Below are 22,027 nucleotides of genomic sequence, written 5' to 3' on the forward strand. Positions count from 1 at the left end.
GCTGCTCTATTACACTTGCTTCAACCCCTTCGAGCTCAAGACTTAAAACCCTCAGCTGTGGCTAAACTAACCGAGGTAGAACGGTAAGTGGCGGACGCGGAGTATAGCAAGAGCTGGATAGTTTTTCTACTAATAATTTGAGGAAAATAAAGGTTTTTGGCTGCTGCGCAGAGAACACCGGAATTTTTAACCTAGTGCAATATTTTAGCTTTTACCTCTCTGTATTTTAACAACCCCCATCCATGGGGCTCATGTCACTTTTCTTTGCTTCTGTGTGATCAATCAGTCAATGCAACACACTCTTTAAATTTGTCTAACGGTGTACAAAATCCAAGAGTTTTTCTCGGTCGACTATTAAGTGCTTGTGCTACATCATCTAATTCCTCCTGAGAATATATTGATAAATTTGTACCCTTCGGGAAGTATTGTCTTAACAATCTATTAGTATTCTCATTTGAGCCTCGTTGCCAAGGACTTTGAGGATCGCAAAAGTACACATCAATATTTGTTTGTTCTGAAAACGTTTTATGACCTTTGAGCTCTGTACCTCGATCCCAAGTCAACGATTTATATAAACTACTAGGTAATTTTTGAGCATGCTTTATTAGTTGAGGAATGACATTATGCGTGCTTTTATTTTTTACTTTAACAAGACATACATACCTAGTTTGCCTTTCAACTAATGTTGCTATATAGCTTTTTTGACTACCTTCAATAAGGTCACCTTCCCAATGACCTGGTATAGCCCTATCTTCAATCGAAGCGGGGCGTTCACTAATTGAAATTAGCTCTTGAATATGACCTCTTTGGTTTTTTTCTTTAGTTCTAGCTCCTCTTATTCTTGGCTTGGAGCGAAGGCATTTAAGTAACTCTTTTTTCAATACTCCCCTAGTTTGGATATATAAGCTTTTATAGATTGTTTCGTGAGACACGTGCCAACTCTTATCATTTGGGTATTGTAACTTTAGCCAACCAGCTATTTGTTCAGGTGACCACAAATTTTTTAACTTATCAGCTATTAATAATGCGAGTTCTTGATTTAATTTTAGTTTACAAAGTTTAGGTCTTTTAGCACGTTTCCAAGCTTTATCGTCAGCGGCACAAGCCCTGTATTTATGAATACCGCCGTTACGTGATACTTCTCTACTTATAGACGAAGGCGCTCGTTTGAGTTCTTTAGCAATTACCCTAAAAGACTTATTTTGAGCTATACCTCGTGATATTTCTTCTCGTTCATTTAAAGACAGATGATTCTTAGAGCGTTTTCGTTTAAACCGTTTTACACCACCATATTTAGATAAAACATGATAAATTGAAGGCGCTTTGCGTCCCAATATATTGCCGATAGCACTCAAAGATTCACCAGACTTCCATCTTCGCCAAACTTCATCTTTTTCTTTATCGGTAAAACGAACAGCTGAACTATTACTCATTAACAGGCTCCACTTTTATGAATAAATAAAGTGTTGCACTGATTAATTGAATCTACATCGCCAAAGATAAAGTAACCAAAAGAAAGGCGACCGTACAATCAAACTTAATCCTCAAAGTAGCTTTAAATTTAAAGATAAACGTCATAAATCGATATCCCTATCTCAGTATGACTTACTCGACACGCTGCGCTTCCTGCCTCGTATTATCAATTAAAACCCACTTGTCGGGTTTGATTGAAACGGAATGACTAGCCGAAACTTATTCGTTTCAAGACACTATTCACCCAAGCATAAATATGGCTAGCTCGACCGCTTCGTTCCCTGTCTCGCATTATTCATTTAAATCCCTTTTTCAGGTTTAATGAAAGGGTTCTAGGATAATATACCCCCTCAGAGTTATTGTTTAATCGTTACATCTTCTTCTTTTAAATCTATGTCATAGACTGTGCTTATAGCATCAGACTTAGTACAAACATGTCTTACTGCTCTTGTATGAATCGTGGGACCCTTTTTACAAGTAATATTTTGCGCTTTCATACCGTATCGTCGAATATATTCATTAACAATAGAATCAATTTCACTTTTCATTTGAACGGGAGCCGCTGCGTAAAACTGTCGATATTGCTCTGACCATTCTTCAGTCTCAACTTCAGTTGCTACACCTAACCACCCCATTCCAATAAGTGTTGATTGAGGAACATGCTGCCCCTTGAGAAACATAAAAGCTAGAGTGTATTGTGAACCTTTATATCCCCAAGTAGCAGGCTTTTTTAATAGTCTTAAAGCATTTTCATAATCACCCTTCTGGTAACTTTGAATGCCGTTTATTTCCATCAACTCAAGTGATAACTGTGATTCAGTTTGAATACTTGCGGAGTTGTTAGACTTGCACCCTGATAAAATTAATAAACAGATACTAGCGAATAAATAACGATTCATTGAATTTAAATCCCTTTCTAGTTTTTAACCGCAAAATTTTAACTGCTTATTTAAAATATTCAAATATTAATCAGACAGTTAGTTAAGCTGATTGGCGGCATTATAGACAATCCTTATTCATTGGGGTTTTTAGCCCATCAAACAAACCTGAAAATGAAGCTTTAAATGAATAATGCGAGACAGGGAGCGAAGCGGTCGAGCAAGCCATGTAGCGACAGGGATGTTGCTTGATGGAGTTTATGTTCACATTTAAAACTTATTTGAAGATTAGTTTGATTTCGGGACGCCGAGGGGTTCCAAGGGGAGACCGGCGTTAGCCTCCCTTTGGCTGCCGTCGCCAGCGCGACAGACTAAGTATCAACCTACTCAGTAGCTACAACCAATCACTAGGGCTCACTAACTGTTAATTGCAAACTAACCCAACCGTTACGACTAAACGCTTACTTCTACTAAAGCTTAACTTCCCCTACAATCCAACTCTCACCCAGCAACCTCCCCTGTATTGCTACTCACATAAAATAATCACTAAAAGAAAAAGATCATGTATTTAAAATCACTACTTACAGCAATACTATTTTCAAGCTCTGCGCTATATGTAGATCAAGCTCTTGATGCGAAACAATGGCGTTACGCTGTAGACCCGCATGGCAGTACTGCGAGTTATGAAAAGCCCTTAGTTAAAGAAGAGTATGTGGGCATAGCGTTCAACCGAGTCCCCCGCGTTGATGCTCTGAATAATTCGTGGGTGGAGTTAATTTACGATCTGCCGAATAAATCATTAAACGGTATTACTAGTATTGAACTAACCTATCAAAGCGATAAACCATTAGTGGTTAAGTTATCGCAGAAGGATTATGGTGGAAAAGGTGATAAAAGCTATGCCCACTATCAAGCGCTTTTACCAAGTGCTAATCAATGGCAAACGCACACGTTAACTTTAGATGATTTCAACCGCCCAGATTGGACGCCAAGCTGGTCAAAGGATAAAGGCATTATAAAAACCAATGTTTCAGCACTTTATTTTGTGCCAAATCTAACCGATGAGAAAGGCGGTAACGCCTGGATAAAAATAAAAAGCGTAAAGTTGAATCAAGAGTAAATAGTATTGAGAAACGAGATCGTCAGATCTCGCTTCTATTTGTAGATTAAGCTAAATGCTCGCGCCCTAAATACTCTAAGCTTTGCATTTCTTGTAAGCGGCTAATACAGCGCTTAAATTCAAAGTCTAAAATACCGCCAGTGTAAAGTTCTTCTAATGGTGCGATGGCAGAAATAATTAACGTAACATTACGCTCGTAAAACTCATCGACTAATGCAATAAAGCGGCGTGCCGCATCATCATTCGCATGTTCCGACCCCATATGAATTACATTTGATAGCAACACTGTGTGATAAATACGGCTGAGCTCCATGTAATCAACTTGGCTGCGCGCAGTTTCGCACAACTCTTTAAATTCAAACATCACAATGCTGTCAGCTTCTTTGCGCGTCGCAAGATTACGTCCCTCAATTTCAATAACCTTATCTAAGCAACCGGCTTCAGGCGATAATTTATCGAAGTACTCAAATAAATTTTTATCTGCCTGCGCATCTAAAGGACTGTGATAGATTTCTGCTTGCTCGAGCGTACGCAAGCGGTAATCAATGCCCGAATCAACATTAACCACCTCAGTATTCGCATTAACTAAATCAATTGCTGGCAGAAAGCGGGCACGCTGTAAACCATTGCGATAGAGCTCATCAGGTACAATATTGGATGTAGCAACGAGTACTATGCCGCGCTTAAACAGCTCTTGCATTAAACCGCCTAATAGCATGGCGTCGGTAATATCTTGCACGAAGAATTCATCAAAGCAGATGATATCCGCTTCGCTTTTAAATTTATCAGCAACCTTTTCAAGCGGATCTTTTACGTCTTTTAGCTGCTTTAATTCATCATGTACACGGTGCATAAAACGGTGAAAGTGCACTCGCATTTTGCGCTCAAATGGCAGCGAATCAAAAAACGTATCAACCAAATACGTTTTACCACGCCCAACCCCGCCCCAAAAATACAGGCCTTTAATCGGCTTTACTTCTTGTTTTGAAAAAAGGCTGGCAAAAAAGCCTTTTTTAGCCGGTGGCTGTGCCGTTAAATCGTCGTACAAACGTTGCAAATGACGCACCGCATTTTCCTGCGCAGCATCATGGTGGAAGTCATCGCGAGTTAAATCTTGTTGATATTTTTGCCAAGGGGTCATGATAAATACAAAGCGTTACTTAAATTTTGATGTAAAATATTAACACGAGCGCAATCAAAGCGTATATTTAAACTATCTATTTTGAAAAATTATAAGGCTTAATAGTATGAGTACAGCCATTTGGATCACCCTATTAGTAGTCACTGCCGTTGCTAGCTTTTTTATCGGAAGCCTAATTACCAAACGTCAATACGAACATGATGAGCTCGAAAAAGAAGTAGAAAAAGCACAAGGTGACCTTGAGCAATTTAAACAAGATGTAGCCGACCACGTTGCCCACACCAATAAACTTGTTAATAAAATGCAAGACAGTTACGTACAGCTAGTTAAGCATATGGAAGAAACTAACAAGTTATTAGTTGCTGAGAAAAATGTTGAAGTCGTGCCTTTTTTCTCACAAGAAGCCACCGATATTTTATCTGAGACACGTAATAACGACAAAACTCGCTCTGAGTTATTAGCACGAAACGCTGAATTACAAGCAGCGCCAGCCGACTTTGTCACTGGCGAATCGGGTATTTTTAGAGGTGACAGCTCAGAAAACAAGCAAACAGAAAGTGCTTAATCGCATCTTGATGAACTTTTTTTTGACCCCATAGTCATTATAAGTAACTGGCTGGTTTGCCGCTAACAAGAAAAAGCAAATCAGCTACCCTTTTGATTTAAGGAGCGTTATTTTGACTATGAAAACTAAATTTACTGTTTTAAGTGCAGCAATACTATCTGCAACTCTTTTAGTTTCACCGGCAATTAGCCATGCAAAATTACCTGTTTCGGTTAACGGACAACAACTACCAACGCTAGCGCCTATGCTAGAACGCGTAACCCCCGGTGTTGTAAGTATTCGCGTATCTGGTTCAAAACAAGTACGCCAACGCGTTGACCCGTTTGATTTCTTTTTTGGTAACCCACAGCGCCAGCCCCGCGCCGAAAAACGCCCGTTTAGTGGTTTAGGCTCTGGCGTGATTATTGACGCAAAAGATGGTCATATTGTTACCAACAACCATGTTATTCAAGACGCTGAAAAAATTATTGTAACCTTACAAGATGGCCGCGAATTTGAAGCCAAGCTAGTTGGGAGCGATCCTCAGTCTGATATCGCATTGCTTGAAGTAGAAGGCGATGATTTAACTGAAGTAAAACTGGCTGATTCAGACGAGCTGCGTGTCGGTGATTTTTCAGTGGCGATTGGTAACCCATTTGGGCTCAGCCATACAGTAACCTCAGGCATAGTAAGTGCGCTTGGTCGCTCGGGCTTAAACATTGAAGGTTACGAAGACTTTATTCAAACCGATGCGGCAATTAACCAAGGTAACTCTGGCGGTGCACTGGTAAATTTAAACGGTCAATTAATCGGTATTAACACTGCAATTTTAGGCGCTTCTGGCGGTAACGTTGGTATTGGTTTTGCGATTCCATCAAACATGATGAAAAGTCTTGTAGACCAAATTTTAGAATACGGTGAAGTTCGCCGTGGTAGCTTAGGTATTCGCGGTGGTGATGTGAATGCAGGCGTAGCAGAAGCATTTGACCTAGAAACCAAACAAGGCGCTTTTGTAAACGCAGTTGATGAAGATAGCCCTGCCGAAAAAGCGGGTTTAAAGGTGAATGACGTAATCACCAGTATCGACGGTAAGAAAATCCATAGTTTCCTAGAGCTACGCAGTAAAATCGCAACCGCTGGCGAAGGTAAAACTGTTAAGTTAGGAATTATTCGTGACGGTAAGAGCAAAACCGTTAAGGTTAAACTTGGCGGGATTTCAGATGTTGCAACCTCGGCAGATAAACTACATCGCAATTTAACGGGTGCAACGCTAGAAGCCGGTGAAACGAGCGATGGCAAAGAAGGTGTTTTAGTTAAATCGATTGATTCTAACCGCGCACCAGCTGCACGCGTAGGGTTAGAAGAAGGCGATGTAATCTTAATGGTTAACCGTACCCGTGTAGATTCTGTGCGCGACTTAACCAAGGCAGTTGAAGATGTACAAGGTTATATTTTCCTACGAGTGCAACGTGGATCTCGAATTTTTAACGTACAAATTCAGTAATCTCTGCTGTTCAAAAAATCATACAACTTGCTAATCCAAACGCCCAAAGTAATTTGGGCGTTTTTTATGGATTAATGTAAAAACCTGCAACTTGCCGAATAGTCATATTCTTGCCACAATAAACCCCCTTTGAAAATAATAATTAACGGCGCAGCGTGTTAAAGAAGCTTCAGTTTTTGCTTACCCCTATTTTGTTAGGACTTGGTTTTGCCTTTATCTACCTATTGGTATTTTCACCAGAATTATTGCGTGAACAGCTTTCAACAAATAAAGCGCCACTTAATGCCAATCATTTAAGCTTTGCTAACGCGGTAAAAGCCGCATCGCCTGCAGTTGTGAACATATACTCAGAATCAGTTAGCAATCGCCCTCGCAGCCTGCGTCCATCAGCTCCTGTAAGAGAGCTTGGCTCTGGCATTATCATGTCCAAAAAAGGCTATATTCTCACTAACTATCACGTTATTAATAACGCAGACCAAATTTTAGTTGTACTAAACGATGGCCGACAATTTACTGATGTACAGCTTATTGGTTTTGACGTACCTACGGATTTAGCATTATTAAAAATAACCGCTGAGCATCTACCGGAAATCCCAACCAATAACGACTTTATTCCACAAGTGGGCGACGTCATTTTAGCAATTGGTAATCCATTAAACTTAGGTCAAACAATTACGCAAGGCATTATTAGTGCCACCGACAAAACTAATATTGCGCAAACCCGCCATACCCGCTTTTTACAAATGGATGCCGCGGTTAATACCGGTAATTCGGGTGGCGCAGTGATTAATACCAACGGTACGCTAGTGGGCATTACCTCAGCTAAGTTTAAGCATGCGCGCAATTTAGAAGTGCAAGGTATTTTCTTTGCTGTGCCCTACTCGCTTGCCAAAGAAGTGATGGATAAAATAATTAAGTATGGCCGTGTTATTCGTGGCTATATTGGCTTTGATGCCGACCCTGTCGATAGTTCAGGTCGTTTTGTGAGAAACAATCACACCCCTGTATACGGCATGCGCATTGCTCGCCTCGACCCGTTGGGACCTGCATGGCAAGCCGGCTTTGAACTCAACGATATCGTGACAAAAATCGACGGTAAAAAAGTCGTGAATACCAATACAACATTGGAATTAGTAACGAACACACCTCCAGGTAGCGTATTAAACTTTACAATTATTCGTGAAGGTAAAGTTATTGAAGTGCCAGTCACGGTTGGTGAGTTACAGTTCTAAAATAGTAGCTCTATAAACAAAAAGGCCGCATATGCGGCCTTTTTTGATTCTTCAATAATCTAGGTGATTAACTAAGCTTTGCGACGCTTAATTTTAACGCCTAAACCACCTAGTTTATCTTCAATGCGCTGATAACCTCGGTCAACATGGTAGATGCGGTCTACCACGGTTTCACCTTGTGCAATCGCACCTGTCAGTATCAGACTCGCTGAAGCACGAAGGTCTGTCGCCATTACCTGTGCGCCACTAAGTTGCTCAGTGTGCTCACAAATTGCGGTATTACCTTCTAAGCGAATATTCGCACCCATACGCTTTAGCTCTGGCACATGCATAAAACGGTTTTCGAAAATCGTTTCAGTAATCGTTGCACTACCTTCAGCAACCACATTTAACGCTGTAAATTGTGCTTGCATATCGGTTGGAAAGCCTGGGTGCGGAGAGGTTTTAATATTAACCGCTTTTGGCATGCGACCACGCATATCAAGGTAAATACTGTTATCCGCAAGCTCAATATGTGCATTAGCATCACGTAGCTTTTCAATAACCGGCTCTAAACTAAAGTGGTCAGTGCCATGACATAGCACTTCGCCTTTTGCCATTGCCGCTGAAACTAGGTAAGTACCCGTTTCGATGCGATCTGGCAAAATACGATGCTGACAACCTTTTAGCGACTCTACACCGGTTACTTCAATACGATCCGAACCTGCACCTGAAATCTTCGCACCCATAGCACTTAGATACTTAGCTAAGTCGGTGATTTCTGGTTCGCGTGCTGCGTTTTCTAATACAGTGACTCCTTCAGCTAAGGTTGCCGCCATTAGTAAGTTTTCAGTAGCACCTACACTCACCACATCCATAAAGATGTGAGCGCCTTTCAAGCGACCGTTTACTTTGGCATTAATGTAACCGCCTTCTACCGTGATCTCAGCGCCCATTTTTTCAAGGCCTGAAATATGAAGGTCAACTGGACGAGCACCAATAGCACAACCGCCAGGTAGCGACACCTGCGCCTCACCAAAACGTGCCAATAACGGTCCTAATGCTAAAACAGATGCGCGCATCTGCTTTACAAGCTCGTATGGAGCAAGCACTTTATCTATAGTCGCACCATCAACGATTAAATCATCTTGCTGCCACTCAACTTTAGCGCCTAATGTTGAAAGTAGTGCTTCAGTGGTATTAATGTCGCGCAAACGCGGTACATTGGTAAAACGGCTTTTGCCGTTAGCGAGGATTGCTGCAAATAAAATTGGAAGTGCGGCGTTTTTAGCGCCTGAAATAGTCACTTCTCCGGCGATAGTGCTGCCGCCTTGAATAACAAATTGATCCATTTATGCCACCTATAGCATCATCAATTTGCGATCACGTTCCCATTGCTCTGGCGTGTAGGCTTTAATTGATACGGCATGCATTGTGCCGTCAGAAATCTTTTCCATTAATGGCGCATAAACCATTTGCTGCTGCTTAACGCGCGACGCGCCAGCAAAACACTGACCTACAACAATCAATTCATAATGACTGCCTTCGGCTTTTACTTTAATAAAATCAAGCGATAATGCTTGCGATAAAATATCTTCGACTTGTTTAGGATCCATTAACTCTACTCAAATAAATTCTCTACGTGACCCAATTGCATTAGCTTTTTGAGTTGCTCAGGTAAGTGGACAAGTTTAAGGCTTATATTGTTCCGTTGCAATTGTGAGAAATTATAGATGAGCCAAGCAAGGCCTGCAGTGTCAACTTTAGCAACCTCGCTCAAGTCGAGCGTTAGGGTTGATTGAGTTGGAACTTTGGGTAGTTTAACACTCGGTACTGAGTAGCGATTAAGCTCGCCACTCAATACATAAGTTGTGTCATCAACCGCTTTTAACGTAAGTAAAGACATTACTTATTCACCAGCAAATTGCACTGGCAACTTGCTCTTTTTATCTAGCATATCAATTACGTAACCAAGGCCCTCTGTTCGCAGAATACCGTGAAACTCTGATTGCTTAGCATCTAATAAACTAATGCCTTCAGGTAACATATCGAAACCTTTCCATTCGCCTGATTTAGTTTTGCGTACTTTAAAGTCGATGTTGATATCTGGCTTACCTGATTCAACAATTTTAGTTTTAACAAGCACTAACTTATCGTCTGAAAAGTCTTGAGCTGGTGCAAATTCTACTTCTTGACCACGATATTGCGTAAAAATACCCGCATAAGACGTAATTAAATATTCGCGAAATACATCAATAAAGCGTTTAAGGTTTTCAATTTCCGCCTTTTGCTCTTCTTTATCTTTAATATTACGCACTTTAGAAATATAGCTACCAAGCACACGCTGCGCCGCATAGCGATAATCGATATAAGGAAGTAGCTCTTGCTCAACCACTACTTTTAAATGGTTTTTATCTTGTTCAATAATCGCTTTATCTTGAGTGATACGAGCAAAGGTATTCTCCGCAACCGTTCTCACCATTAAATACGGGTTACTTTCGTCCACTTCTTTAGCAACTGATACACTCGATGCCAATACCAGTAAAATCGCAAATAAATATTTCATCATCTTAACTATTACAATCCTAATTAATCGTTACTTTGGTTAAACAAAAACTGACCAATAAGCTCTTCTAATACCAGAGCTGATTTCGTATCAGTAATAAAGTCACCATCTTTTAAAGCCTTTACTTCTTCGAGGCCAAACATTTCACTTAGTTCATCCTCGCCATTCATATCTTTGTGCGCAATCACACCTGGGTTAATACCTAAATACTGCTCACCAAGAATGCCTGAAGTTAATATATTGACCGACGTAGTCTCGGTAAAATTGCTGTATTCTGTCGCAATTTTCATGTGTACAACAGGAACATAGTCCGTAGGGTCTAAATTAATTGCTTCTACACGACCCACTACAACACCACCCACCTTGATTGGTGAACGCACTTTAAGTGAGCCTATATTGTCGAATTTTGCATAAAGGCTGTAAGTATCGCCATTTCCGCTCATGCCCGCATTCGCTACTTTAAGTGCCAGCATCACAATTGCCGCAATACCAAGCGATACAAAAAATCCCACTAAAATTTCAATTTTCTTCGAATTCATTTTTTACCCTTTACGCGCCAAACATAATTGCTGTTAGCACAAAATCTAATCCCAAAACTGCCAATGATGACTGCACTACGGTTTCTGTTGTTGCTTTACTAATACCTTCAGAAGTTGGTACACAATCGTAGCCTTTATAAAGTGCAATCCAAGTCACAACAAAAGCAAATACCACAGCTTTAATTGCGCCATTTAAAATGTCTTTTTCAAACGATACTTGTGCCTGCATAATTGACCAAAAACTACCTGAATCAACACCAAGCCAATCAACACCAACAATGTGTGCACCAAGAATCGCTACCGCCGAGAAAATCATCGCAAGCAACGGCATACTAATCATGCCTGCCCAAAAACGTGGCGCAATCACACGTTTTAGGGGATCTACAGCCATCATTTCTAAACTAGTCAACTGTTCTGTTGCCTTCATTAAACCAATTTCGGCAGTTAGTGCGCTGCCTGCGCGACCTGCAAATAACAATGCTGTAACTACGGGGCCTAACTCTCGCAATAAACTCAGCGCAACCAATGGACCAAGGCTGTCTTCAGCACCGTAATCAACCAATACTGTGTAGCCTTGTAATGCCAATACCATGCCGATAAAAAGGCCAGATACTAAAATAATAATCAGTGATAAAAAGCCAACCATATAAAGTTGCTTTATCAATAATGGTGTGCCCTTTTTAAAATTTGGCACACTAAAAATAGCGCCTAACAACATAATTAGCGCACGGCCTATACCTGCCAATGTGTCTAGTGTATTGCGGCCGATTGTTTGAATAGTATTAACCACGTTCGCTTCCCATTAATAAATCTTGTTCGTATGGCGCAGCATCAAAGTGGAATGGTACAGGGCCGTCAGATAGCCCTTGTAAAAACTGTTGAACTAATGGCGATTTTGACTGAGCGACCTGTTCAGGTGAACCTTCACCAATCACTCCTTTATCCGCCAAAATCACGACATGATCCGCAATACTCATTACCTCTGTCACATCGTGCGTTACCACCAAAGAAGTGATATTAAGCGTTTGGTTTAGTGATTTGATTAACTTAACTAACACGCCCATTGAGATTGGGTCTTGTCCGGCAAAAGGCTCATCGTACATGATTAATTCGGGGTCGAGCGCAATTGCCCGTGCCAGTGCCGCACGTCGTGCCATACCACCTGAAAGTTCTGACGGCATTAAATTACACGCGCCACGTAACCCAACCGCTTCTAATTTCATTAACACGATAATACGGATAACATCTTCTGACAGTTTAGTATGTTCACGAAGTGGGAAAGCAATATTGTCAAACACGCTCATATCAGTAAATAAAGCGCCGCTTTGAAATAACATGCTCATACGTTCACGCGCTTGGTATAGCTCGCTGCGTGACATTTTCGGAATACTTTCACCTGAAAACAAAATGTCGCCTGAATCGGGTTTCAGCTGACCACCAATCAAACGCAACATGGTTGTTTTACCAATACCACTTGGTCCCATTATCGCGGTGATTTTTCCTGTAGGAACGCTAAAGCTCATGTTTTGATAAATCACTCTATCGCCACGAGAAAAGGTAACGTCCTTTATTTCAACTAAACTTTGCGACAAGTCGCTCTCCTAGAATTAATTGCGCACTGTATTCTAAGCGTTTTAAAAATGTTGTGAAACCTATGAAAAAGTAAATATTTGTAATAACACTTACAAAAGCTGTGTTTTAAATCCAGATTTGATATTATTTGGTGTTATCTAAATTTTGGTTTTTATTCAATAATGTTGTTATCAATTGCTATTTTAATTGCAGGATTTGTCGGCTTAGTTTGGAGTGCGGATCGCTTTGTTTTTGGTGCGGCTGCACTGGCAAAGAACTATGGTATTCCAACATTAATTATTGGTTTAACAATTGTCGCGATGGGCTCATCGGCACCAGAGATGATGGTATCGGCGCAAGCGGCGCTTGCAAAACAAACAGACACTGCTGTCGGTAACGCGGTTGGTTCAAATATTACTAATATTCTGCTAGTACTTGGTATTACTGCACTGTTGCGCCCGCTGAGTGTGTCATCGAGTACGCTAAAACGTGAAATGCCAGTCGTAATGCTAGTATCCCTTGGTGCTTGGTACATTTTATCGGATAACTATTTAGCATTCGGAGAAGGCGTTGCACTGATGGTGAGTTTCTTCATTTTTATTGCTGCAGTGACCATTATCTCGGTAAAACAAAGCAAAGCAGCCAATGCCGAACACGACCCCTTCGTTGACGAAGCCTGTGACGAAGTACCTGACAATGTACGCACACCGATTGCTCTTATGTGGTTAGTTATCGGCATGGCGATTTTACCTATCAGTTCACATTTTATTATTGAATCAGCAACCGATATCGCCAAGTTGTTCGGCATTAGCGATTTGGTGATTGGCTTAACTATTATTGCAATTGGTACCAGCTTACCTGAACTAGCGGCGTGTGTTGCTGGCGTACTTAAAAATGAAGACGACTTAGCACTAGGTAACATTATTGGCTCAAATATCTTTAACCTGTTAGCGGTATTGTCGCTTGCGGGCATTATTAATCCATCAAACGTTGATCCTGCAGTATCAAGCCGCGATATCTTAATTATGTTAGGTGCAACAGCAGCCCTTATTGCAATGAGTTTGAGTATTCGCGGTTCACGCCGTATTAATCGTGTTGAAGGCGGTTTGTTGTTAGCTGCCTTTTTAGGATATCAATACCTTATTTTCTCAACGGTAAGCGCTTAAGGCTAAGTCATGAACTTTATTGCTCGCGGTAAACGCGTTTTAGAAATCGAAAAAAATGCCATTGAGCAACTCGCTCAATATATCAACGATGACTTTAGCAATGCGTGTCAGTTAATGTATGACTGCAAAGGCCGAGTTATTGTCATTGGTATGGGAAAATCGGGTCATATCGGTAATAAAATAGCTGCCACATTAGCAAGTACTGGCACACCCGCTTTTTTTGTCCACCCAGGCGAAGCAAGTCACGGCGACTTAGGCATGATCACACAAGATGATGTGTTATTAATGATCTCTAATTCAGGTGAAACCGCAGAAGTGATTAACCTGATCCCCGTAATCAAGCGAATTGGCGCGAAAATCGTGGGGATGAGTGGCAAACAACACTCAACACTTGCGCAACAATCTAATGTGCATATTTGTATCGCCATTTCAGAAGAAGCCTGCCCTTTAGGACTCGCACCTACAGCAAGTACTACAGCAACCTTAGCGATGGGTGATGCAATTGCTGTTGCACTACTTGAAGAAAAAGGCTTTACCGCCGATGACTTTGCTTTATCACACCCTGGCGGCAGCTTAGGTAAGCGCCTATTGTTAATGCTTAAAGACATTATGCATCACGGCGAAGCATTACCTGTGGTTGCAGAAAACACAACGGTTAAAAACGCTCTGTTAGAAATGACAGCCAAAGGGCTTGGTATGACAGCGGTTGTCGACAATAACGGATTACTTTCAGGTATTTTTACCGATGGTGACCTACGCCGGATTTTAGAACAACGCATTGATATTCACGCTACAGCTATTTCAGAAGTGATGACTAAACAGTGTACAACAGCAAATGAATCGATGCTTGCTGCTGAAGCCTTAAACATAATGGAACAAAAGAAAATAAACGGTTTGCTTGTAGTTGACCAGCAACAACAGCCTATTGGCGCACTTAATATGCAGGATTTACTTAAGGCAGGTGTTTTATGAGTTTAACTGCATCACAACAGCTTTTTAACGAATTATATGCACAAACCAGTGCTGACGTATTTGCAAAAGCAAACAAAATTAAACTGTTAATTTGTGATATCGATGGCGTATTTTCTGATGGTCGCATTTACCTTGGTAATGATGGCGAAGAACTTAAAGCATTTCACACTAAAGATGGTTTTGGTATTAAGTCGCTTATCAATAGTGGCATACAGGTTGCGGTAATTACTGGGCGCAACTCAAAGATTGTGGAAAACCGCATGAAAAGCCTTACTGTTCAGCATATCTATCAAGGGCAAGAAGATAAAATTGTCGCTTTTAATAACTTAAAACACACGCTATCACTTGATAACGAAAACATTGCTTATATTGGCGACGATAGCCCTGATTTACCCGTAATGGAATTAGTAGGCTTTGCCGTAGCAACCAATGATGCTCATCCTCTGGTAAAACGCATCGCTGATTATAAAACTACCATGCTAGGCGGTTTTGGCGCCGTAAGAGAACTGACCGATTTAATTATGCTGAGCCAAAACAAAACTCTCAGCCATGCAGGCAGTAGCAGCTAATGTCGGCGCGTATTGCACTTACTATACTTTTCACCATTGCTATGGTTTGGCTTTGGTTGCCTTACTTCTTTACACCTAAAGAACCAAAACCGATTGTTGAAAACGTTGCCAGTATTCCTGATTACATTGCAACCGACTTAAAACAAACCAACTTTAATGAATCTGGTACTGTTAGCCATAAAGTAATGGCGCGAAAAATGTCGATGTATCAAGATTTAGGTTTTACCCACTTTGAAAAACCACAATTTACTATTTTTTCAGAACAAGGTGTGTGGCAGCTCACAGCCGATGAGGCCACGCTCTACAATAACGAAAAGCTCATTTTGGAACAAAACGTTATTGCCAAAAGTCTAACGCCAAATATCATGCTCAATACAATTGAAGCGGCAAGTGTAGAATATTTAATTAATAGCAAACTAATGACTTCTCAATCCGAAGTAAAAATGACAGGTCCGGGACTTGAAATTAAAGGACAAGGCCTCAATGCTAATTTAGAAGAGCAAGTTATTAAGTTAATAAACCATACAAAGACCACTTATTATGACCAATAACATGACGAATTTACTGTCAATCGCTGGACTAGCTTTCACTTTGTGTATCACAAGTGGACACGCTATCGCTGAGCAGATCAAACTTAAGCATCCACTTGAGATTGACGCCGATGAGCAAGCTGCTCGCTTAAAAGAAAATGTCGGTATTTTTCGCCATAATGTACAAATTAAGCATGGCAATATGACCATCACCGCCGATTACCTTGAAGCACATAAACGAGCTGAGTTAGGTGATAACCAGCAATTACTTATTGCCAGTGGTGATCCGGTAAAATTTAGTGCTGAACAAGAAGATGGGTCAATCATTGTCGCAAGTGCTAAAAAAGTCACTTACGACGTGGCTAAATCATTATTTACAATGTCTGGTAGCGCTAAATTTCAACAAAATGGCGACATGATGTCAGCAGATACCATCATATATGATCGCGCAGCTGAAACGGTGACCTCTAAAAAAGCTGAAAACTCAACTAACCAAGTAAAAACCATCATCAATACGCAAAATGAACAAGGCGGACAATGAGCACATTAATTGCCGAAAAGCTGGCTAAAAGTTACAAATCACGCCAAGTGGTAAAAAATGTTGGTTTAGAAGTGAAAGCTGGCAGTATTGTTGGTTTACTTGGCCCTAACGGTGCCGGTAAAACAACGACCTTTTACATGATTGTTGGTTTAGTACCGAGCGACAATGGCGTTATTCGCATTGATGATAATGACATTACACTGCAACCAATGCATAGTCGCGCCCGTTTAGGCATCGGCTATTTACCGCAAGAATCGTCGATTTTTAGAAAGCTTACTGTGTATCAAAACATCATGGCGATTCTAGAGACACGCAAAGAACTTAATCGTGTGCAACGCGAAGAAGCGCTCGATGATTTATTAGAAGAATTTAACATTGGCCATATCCGAGATTCACAGGGTATGGCATTGTCGGGCGGTGAACGTCGTCGTGTGGAAATTGCGCGCGCATTAGCCGCAAACCCCAAATTTATCCTGTTAGATGAACCTTTTGCTGGTGTTGATCCTATTTCAGTGATAGATATAAAGAAAATAATTGAGCATTTGAAAAATCGCGGTATTGGCGTATTAATAACGGACCACAATGTGCGTGAAACCTTAGATGTATGTGAGAAAGCCTACATTGTTTCTCACGGCGAATTAATCGCATCAGGCACGGCCGAAGACGTTTTAAACAACCAAAAAGTACGCGATGTGTACCTAGGTGAACAATTCAGACTATAGTAATAGTTATAGGCCTTGAATTTGGAATTGAATTGTTAACTAGCGGCTTGAAATCGAAAGAAGGATTAGAATAACTACATGAAGCAATCTTTACAGCTTCGCCTTGGGCAGCAACTAACAATGACTCCACAATTGCAACAGGCTATTCGCCTGCTGCAACTGAGCACGTTAGATTTGCAGCAAGAAATTCAAGAAGCGCTTGACGCCAATCCTTTACTTGAAGAAGACATTGACTACAGTGACGATAAACAAAACAACGAAAACACTGAGTCAAACAAAGACGAATCATTAAACGGCGATGATGTTGAAGCAGCGCCAAGCCAAAGTGAAATTGAATCAAGCGACGCACTTAGCAACGAGAATATCTCTGACGATTTAGCTATGGATGTGTCGTGGGATGATTATATCAGCGCCGCACCTGTTTCTGTCAGTAACGCCCCAGCTCCTGATAACGATACTGTATATCAAGGCTCAACCAGCGAGTCATTGCAAGATTACTTAATGTGGCAATTACGCTTAACGCCGTTCAGCGACACCGACGAGATGATCGCAACCACTATTGTTGAAGCGGTAGACGATTCAGGTTATTTAACACAAAGTAGCGAAGAAATTTTAGAAGCGGTACAGCAATCTGACGACCAAGAGCAAATTGAACTAGATGAAATTGAAGCTGTGCTTAAACGAGTTCAACTCTTTGATCCTGTTGGTATTGCTGCCCGTTCGTTACAAGAATGTTTATTGATCCAGCTCAATCAGTACGACAAAAATACCCCTTGGCTAAATGAAACAAAGAGCGTAATCTCAAACCATATGGAACTTTTGGGGTTAAGAGACTATCGTACCATAATGAAGAAGACCAAACTCAAAGAACCTGAGTTAAAAGAAGTCTTAACATTAATACATAGCCTTAATCCAAAGCCAGCTGAAAGCATCATTCATGAAGAGCCAGAGTATGTTGTTCCTGATGTTTCAGTAAAGAAAATTAAAGGACGCTGGCGCGTTGATTTAAACAACGATAGCATGCCAAAGATCCGCGTGAATGAACAATATGCTGCGCTTACTCGCTCAATGAAATCAAGCACTGACAGCCAGTTTATTCGCAACCATTTGCAAGAGGCTAAATGGTTTATTAAAAGCTTAGAAAGTCGCAATGATACTTTATTAAAAGTAGCCAATTGCATTGTTGAACAACAACAGGCATTCTTTGAATATGGTGACGAAGCAATGAAGCCTATGGTTTTAAACGACGTTGCCGAAATGGTCGAGATGCATGAATCGACTATCTCGCGTGTAACAACGCAAAAATACATGCATACACCACGTGGCATTTACGAGCTTAAATACTTTTTTTCAAGCCACGTTAGCACGGAAAATGGGGGTGAGTGTTCATCTACCGCGATTCGAGCACTGATCAAAAAGCTAGTTGCGGCGGAAAATCCTGCTAAGCCATTAAGCGATAGCAAGATTACCGATTTACTAGCAGAACAAGGAATTAAAGTGGCGCGACGCACTATCGCAAAATACCGTGAGTCGCTATCCATACCACCGTCTAATCAGCGCAAGAGCCTGATCTAGACCAAATAGAAGGAAAATGCTTATGCAATTAAACTTAACAGGTCGTCACGTAGAAATTACTGATTCTTTAAGAGACTATGTCACTAACAAATTTGCAAAACTAGAGAGGCATTTTGATCACATAAATAACGTGCACGTTATTCTAGATGTTGAAAAGTTATCACAAAAAGCAGAAGCAACGATGCACGTTAATGGCGGTGAACTGTTCGCATCTGAAGCACAACAAGATATGTATGCAGCAATCGATGGTTTGGTCGATAAACTAGACCGTCAAGTAATTAAGCACAAAGAGAAACTTTCTCGCCACTAAAATGAAATTAACCGATATTATTGCTGAGGACTGCGCTAAAACCGCGGTCCTTTTTAATAGCAAAAAAAGACTGTTTGAATTTATTAGCGACCTTGCCCATCAGCAAGCACCTGATATTACTTCTCAAGAGTTTCTTGAAGCCTTGCTGCAACGCGAAAAACTAGGTAGCACGGGTATTGGTAAAGGCCTCGCCATTCCTCATGGCCGCATTGATGGCCTACAAAATACCATTGGCTTTTTAATTGTAAATCAGTCACCTATTCCCTTTGATGCTATTGACGATAAAGATGTTGATATTTTTATCGTACTGCTCATACCAGAACAAAAGTGCCAGCAACATTTGCAGACTTTAGCCACCATCGCTGATAAACTAAAAGATAAGCAGTTTTGCCGTCAACTACGTCACGCTGAAAATAATCATCAGCTATATCAAATCATTAGTAGTGAGGCGAGTTAACTAAGGGAGATGTAAGTGCAACTTATTTTAGTCAGTGGTCGTTCTGGTTCAGGAAAAACAGTCGCACTCAGAGTATTAGAAGATCTCGGGTATTATGTTGTCGACAATATTCCTGTTAATTTATTGCCTTCGTTGATCCGCTCAGTTTCAGATAAATACGATAAAATTGCAGTGAGTGTTGATGCTCGCAATATGACTAAAGAGCCAGAGGAAATAGAAGAAGTACTCGACTATTTACCTGGTTTTGCAACGCCAACCTTATTTTACCTTGATAGTGATGATAGCACGCTAATTAAGCGCTTTTCAGAAACGCGCCGCTTGCATCCGTTATCACTGAATAATATCTCCCTAGAAGAAGCAATTGAAGCGGAGAAAAAACTGCTCGATCCTATCGCCTCGCAAGCAGATATTTTTATCGATACAACAGGCTTAAGTGTTCACCAACTTGCCGATAGCATAAGAGAGAAAGTACTCGGTAAAAAATCAAATCAGTTAATTATCACGTTTGAGTCATTCGGTTATAAGCACGGTATTCCAAAACATGCTGACTATGTTTTTGACGCCCGCTTTTTACCTAACCCGCATTGGGAACCAGCACTTAAGCCATTAACAGGATTAGACAAACCAGTGATCGACTTCCTTTCTAGCCAGCCTGTGGTTCATAAATTTGCATGGCAAGTGCAAACCTTTATTGAAACTTGGTTACCACATTTAGAGCGTAATAACCGTAGCTATTTAACCGTTGCAATTGGTTGTACTGGCGGCCAACACCGTTCAGTTTATTTAGCGCAAACACTGGCTGATAGCTTCGCCAAACACCATAAAAACGTAAAAGCACACCATCGTGAGCAAGTAAGCAAATAAGCAGAAGTGACTACTATGCCAGTTGAAAAACGTTTTTTAATCGAAAACAAGTTAGGGCTGCATGCTCGCGCTGCAACCCAACTTGCAAAACTCGCAATGGCATTTGATGCAAAAATTAGTTTATCCCAAGGTAGCAAAACGGCTGAAGCTGATAGTGTATTGGGCTTAATGCTATTAGAAAGCTCGCAAGGTAAAGAGGTGTTAGTGCGTTGTGAGGGGCCAGACCAAGAGCAAGCGTTACTTGCCATAGGCGATTTAATTCAAGCTAAGTTTAACGAAGGCGAATAAACAGCTAACTTAGTTAAAACATTTTTCTGCAATAATGCTACAATAAATTAGACGTAAGTTAACTCTAATAAATCAAAGAGTTGCAATCATTCACTCCAACCTTCAATAAATAATAGGGTGAACATGCCAGAAGCGCTAGAACAAGACTACTCACAAACACAACTACATGAGGTTACAAAAGCCCTAAGTAGCGGCATGTTTGTGCATGTTCGACGCATGTTAGCACATATGCCACCGTGTGATATTGCTTTATTGTTGGAGTCTTCACCGCATAAAAGCCGTACTGTTTTATGGCAATTGGTTGACCCTGATCTGCAAGGTGAAACCCTAGAAGAGCTTTCTGAAGATGTGCGTAACGGTATTATCGCGCAAATGGATCCTGCGCTAATTGCCGCTGCAACGGAAGAAATGGATGATGATGACCTTGCAGAAGTGTTACGTAGCTTACCCGATACCGTATACCAAGAAGTATTGGGCTCAATGGATAAAACAGATCAAGAGCGAGCGACATTTGTTTTATCTTATGAGGAAGAAACCGCAGGTGCTCTAATGAGTACCGATACCATCACGATTCGCCCTGATGTCACGCTTGACGTAGTTTTGCGTTATTTACGCTTAAAAGGCGAATTACCAGAAGGTACCGATGAGCTTTATGTTGTCGATAAAGAAAACAAGTTTTTAGGCGATATTCAGCTTGCGACATTATTGACAAAAAGTCCGTTACTCACTGTACGTGAAGTTATGGATAATGAATCTGAAGCCATCCCTGTTAGCATGGGTGAGTCAGAAGTTGCTCAATTATTCGAACGTCATAACTGGATTTCAGCCCCAGTTATCGACGAAGACAGCCAATTACTTGGCCGTATAACCATCGATGACATTGTTGATGTAATTCGTGAAGAAGCCGAACACAGTATGATGAGTATGGCGGGTCTTGATGACGAAGAAGACACCTTCGCGCCCGTTGTAAAAAGTACCAAGCGCCGCTCGGTGTGGCTTGGCGTAAACTTAATTACTGCTATCCTCGCTGCATTTGTGGCAGGTTTTTTCGAATCAACGTTAGGTATATTACCGATTTTAGCTGTACTTAACGGCATTGTGCCTTCAATGGGGGGGATTGCCGGTAGCCAAACGCTCACCTTAGTTATTCGCGGGATGGCTGTTGGCCACATTAACGATGCCAACCAGCGTTGGCTAATTGGTAAAGAAATAGCGATTGGTATGCTCAATGGTGTGATTTGGGCAGTGTTAATTGCTTCGGTAGTAGCGCTTTGGCAGTGGGACTTCACGCTCGGTTTAGTGATTGCCTTTGCGATGTTTATGAATTTATTTGCCGCAGGTTGTGCCGGGGTAACAATTCCGCTTATCTTAAAGAAGTTAGATATCGACCCAGCACTCGCTGGCGGGGTAATTCTAACAACAGTAACAGATGTAGTAGGTATTTTTGCCTTCCTTGGCACTGCAACCTACTTCCTGCTACCGTGA

Annotated in this window: 26 protein-coding genes; 16 read left to right on the forward strand and 10 right to left on the reverse strand. The window is 41.1% G+C overall.

Annotated elements, in window-relative coordinates; translation table 11 throughout:
* Positions 1–278: 278 nt before the first annotated feature.
* Together ACXAFE_RS12920 and ACXAFE_RS12925 are read right to left on the reverse strand one after the other, a co-directional pair.
* Positions 279–1,433 (reverse strand): IS30 family transposase, encoded by a 1,155-nt coding sequence (locus tag ACXAFE_RS12920; protein ID WP_475146905.1) that lies wholly within the window; start codon positions 1,431–1,433, stop codon positions 279–281.
* Between the two features lie 396 nt (positions 1,434–1,829).
* Entirely contained in the window at positions 1,830–2,372 is a 543-nt protein-coding gene (locus ACXAFE_RS12925; protein ID WP_475153254.1) for an SEL1-like repeat protein, read from the reverse strand.
* Between the two features lie 541 nt (positions 2,373–2,913).
* On the opposite strand from ACXAFE_RS12925, the gene ACXAFE_RS12930 reads away from it, so the two are divergent.
* Positions 2,914–3,471 carry a hypothetical protein gene (locus tag ACXAFE_RS12930; protein WP_475153256.1) on the forward strand — a complete coding sequence of 186 codons (558 nt, stop codon included), beginning with the start codon at positions 2,914–2,916 and terminating at the stop codon, positions 3,469–3,471.
* Positions 3,472–3,517: 46 nt separating this feature from the next.
* Here the strand turns inward: ACXAFE_RS12930 and zapE are convergent, their stop codons facing one another.
* Entirely contained in the window at positions 3,518–4,612 is a 1,095-nt protein-coding gene (gene zapE / locus ACXAFE_RS12935; protein ID WP_475153260.1) for a cell division protein ZapE, read from the reverse strand.
* A 106-nt stretch (positions 4,613–4,718) separates the two neighbouring features.
* Here zapE and ACXAFE_RS12940 point away from each other — a divergent pair, with 106 nt between their 5' ends.
* From ACXAFE_RS12940 to ACXAFE_RS12950, 3 genes are all read left to right on the forward strand, one after another.
* A complete protein-coding gene (locus ACXAFE_RS12940) occupies positions 4,719–5,177 on the forward strand; it encodes a ZapG family protein (RefSeq protein WP_475153262.1) in 459 nt (152 codons plus the stop codon).
* Between the two features lie 118 nt (positions 5,178–5,295).
* Entirely contained in the window at positions 5,296–6,660 is a 1,365-nt protein-coding gene (locus ACXAFE_RS12945; protein WP_138629503.1) for a DegQ family serine endoprotease, read from the forward strand.
* A 155-nt stretch (positions 6,661–6,815) separates the two neighbouring features.
* Positions 6,816–7,892 (forward strand): trypsin-like peptidase domain-containing protein, encoded by a 1,077-nt coding sequence (locus ACXAFE_RS12950; RefSeq protein WP_475153267.1) that lies wholly within the window; start codon positions 6,816–6,818, stop codon positions 7,890–7,892.
* 71 nt (positions 7,893–7,963) lie between these two features.
* Here the strand turns inward: ACXAFE_RS12950 and murA are convergent, their stop codons facing one another.
* Genes murA through mlaF form a run of 7 tightly spaced genes read right to left on the reverse strand, consistent with a single transcriptional unit; the run spans position 7,964 to position 12,568 of the window.
* A complete protein-coding gene (gene murA, locus ACXAFE_RS12955) occupies positions 7,964–9,223 on the reverse strand; it encodes a UDP-N-acetylglucosamine 1-carboxyvinyltransferase (RefSeq protein ID WP_475153271.1) in 1,260 nt (419 codons plus the stop codon).
* A 9-nt stretch (positions 9,224–9,232) separates the two neighbouring features.
* The gene (locus ACXAFE_RS12960; protein ID WP_475153274.1) at positions 9,233–9,487 is read right to left on the reverse strand and encodes a BolA family protein; all 255 of its coding nucleotides are present in this window, start codon (positions 9,485–9,487) and stop codon (positions 9,233–9,235) included.
* Positions 9,488–9,492: 5 nt separating this feature from the next.
* A complete protein-coding gene (locus ACXAFE_RS12965) occupies positions 9,493–9,777 on the reverse strand; it encodes an STAS domain-containing protein (RefSeq protein WP_054978164.1) in 285 nt (94 codons plus the stop codon).
* Positions 9,778–9,780: 3 nt separating this feature from the next.
* Complete coding sequence (locus ACXAFE_RS12970; protein WP_021032995.1) at positions 9,781–10,440, reverse strand: MlaC/ttg2D family ABC transporter substrate-binding protein; 660 nt, start codon at positions 10,438–10,440, stop codon at positions 9,781–9,783.
* A 20-nt stretch (positions 10,441–10,460) separates the two neighbouring features.
* The gene (mlaD, locus tag ACXAFE_RS12975) at positions 10,461–10,976 is read right to left on the reverse strand and encodes an outer membrane lipid asymmetry maintenance protein MlaD (RefSeq protein ID WP_475153280.1); all 516 of its coding nucleotides are present in this window, start codon (positions 10,974–10,976) and stop codon (positions 10,461–10,463) included.
* 10 nt (positions 10,977–10,986) lie between these two features.
* On the reverse strand, positions 10,987–11,766 hold the full coding sequence (gene mlaE, locus ACXAFE_RS12980) for a lipid asymmetry maintenance ABC transporter permease subunit MlaE (protein WP_010561578.1): 780 nt from the start codon (positions 11,764–11,766) through the stop codon (positions 10,987–10,989).
* Positions 11,759–12,568, reverse strand: a complete 810-nt coding sequence (gene mlaF, locus ACXAFE_RS12985; RefSeq protein WP_475153282.1) for a phospholipid ABC transporter ATP-binding protein MlaF — start codon at positions 12,566–12,568, stop codon at positions 11,759–11,761. The genes mlaE and mlaF overlap by 8 nt, the downstream gene beginning before the upstream one ends.
* A 162-nt stretch (positions 12,569–12,730) precedes the next feature.
* On the opposite strand from mlaF, the gene ACXAFE_RS12990 reads away from it, so the two are divergent.
* The 12 genes from ACXAFE_RS12990 (at position 12,731) to mgtE (ending at position 22,027) form a co-directional block, all read left to right on the forward strand.
* The gene (locus ACXAFE_RS12990) at positions 12,731–13,714 is read left to right on the forward strand and encodes a calcium/sodium antiporter (protein WP_475153284.1); all 984 of its coding nucleotides are present in this window, start codon (positions 12,731–12,733) and stop codon (positions 13,712–13,714) included.
* 9 nt (positions 13,715–13,723) lie between these two features.
* Complete coding sequence (locus tag ACXAFE_RS12995) at positions 13,724–14,686, forward strand: KpsF/GutQ family sugar-phosphate isomerase (protein ID WP_475153286.1); 963 nt, start codon at positions 13,724–13,726, stop codon at positions 14,684–14,686.
* Positions 14,683–15,255, forward strand: coding sequence for a 3-deoxy-manno-octulosonate-8-phosphatase KdsC (gene kdsC / locus ACXAFE_RS13000; protein WP_475153288.1), 573 nt, complete (start codon positions 14,683–14,685; stop codon positions 15,253–15,255). Before ACXAFE_RS12995 ends, kdsC begins: the two co-directional genes overlap by 4 nt.
* On the forward strand, positions 15,255–15,806 hold the full coding sequence (lptC, locus tag ACXAFE_RS13005; RefSeq protein WP_010561573.1) for an LPS export ABC transporter periplasmic protein LptC: 552 nt from the start codon (positions 15,255–15,257) through the stop codon (positions 15,804–15,806). The genes kdsC and lptC overlap by 1 nt, the downstream gene beginning before the upstream one ends.
* A gap of 1 nt (position 15,807) precedes the next feature.
* Entirely contained in the window at positions 15,808–16,326 is a 519-nt protein-coding gene (gene lptA / locus ACXAFE_RS13010; protein WP_475153292.1) for a lipopolysaccharide transport periplasmic protein LptA, read from the forward strand.
* Positions 16,323–17,048: an LPS export ABC transporter ATP-binding protein gene (lptB, locus tag ACXAFE_RS13015; RefSeq protein WP_010561571.1), complete on the forward strand. Its 726-nt coding sequence runs from the start codon at positions 16,323–16,325 to the stop codon at positions 17,046–17,048. Before lptA ends, lptB begins: the two co-directional genes overlap by 4 nt.
* A 78-nt stretch (positions 17,049–17,126) precedes the next feature.
* Positions 17,127–18,623 carry an RNA polymerase factor sigma-54 gene (locus tag ACXAFE_RS13020; protein WP_475153294.1) on the forward strand — a complete coding sequence of 499 codons (1,497 nt, stop codon included), beginning with the start codon at positions 17,127–17,129 and terminating at the stop codon, positions 18,621–18,623.
* Positions 18,624–18,645: 22 nt separating this feature from the next.
* On the forward strand, positions 18,646–18,933 hold the full coding sequence (hpf, locus tag ACXAFE_RS13025) for a ribosome hibernation promoting factor (protein WP_038638076.1): 288 nt from the start codon (positions 18,646–18,648) through the stop codon (positions 18,931–18,933).
* 1 nt (position 18,934) lies between these two features.
* Positions 18,935–19,390 (forward strand): PTS IIA-like nitrogen regulatory protein PtsN, encoded by a 456-nt coding sequence (gene ptsN, locus ACXAFE_RS13030; protein WP_010561568.1) that lies wholly within the window; start codon positions 18,935–18,937, stop codon positions 19,388–19,390.
* Between the two features lie 15 nt (positions 19,391–19,405).
* Positions 19,406–20,254, forward strand: a complete 849-nt coding sequence (gene rapZ, locus ACXAFE_RS13035; RefSeq protein ID WP_475153297.1) for an RNase adapter RapZ — start codon at positions 19,406–19,408, stop codon at positions 20,252–20,254.
* A gap of 15 nt (positions 20,255–20,269) precedes the next feature.
* Positions 20,270–20,542, forward strand: a complete 273-nt coding sequence (locus ACXAFE_RS13040; RefSeq protein ID WP_475153299.1) for an HPr family phosphocarrier protein — start codon at positions 20,270–20,272, stop codon at positions 20,540–20,542.
* Between the two features lie 123 nt (positions 20,543–20,665).
* Positions 20,666–22,027: a magnesium transporter gene (mgtE, locus tag ACXAFE_RS13045; protein ID WP_475153302.1), complete on the forward strand. Its 1,362-nt coding sequence runs from the start codon at positions 20,666–20,668 to the stop codon at positions 22,025–22,027.

It is taken from the genome of Pseudoalteromonas sp. ABV4_021 (assembly GCF_056159365.1).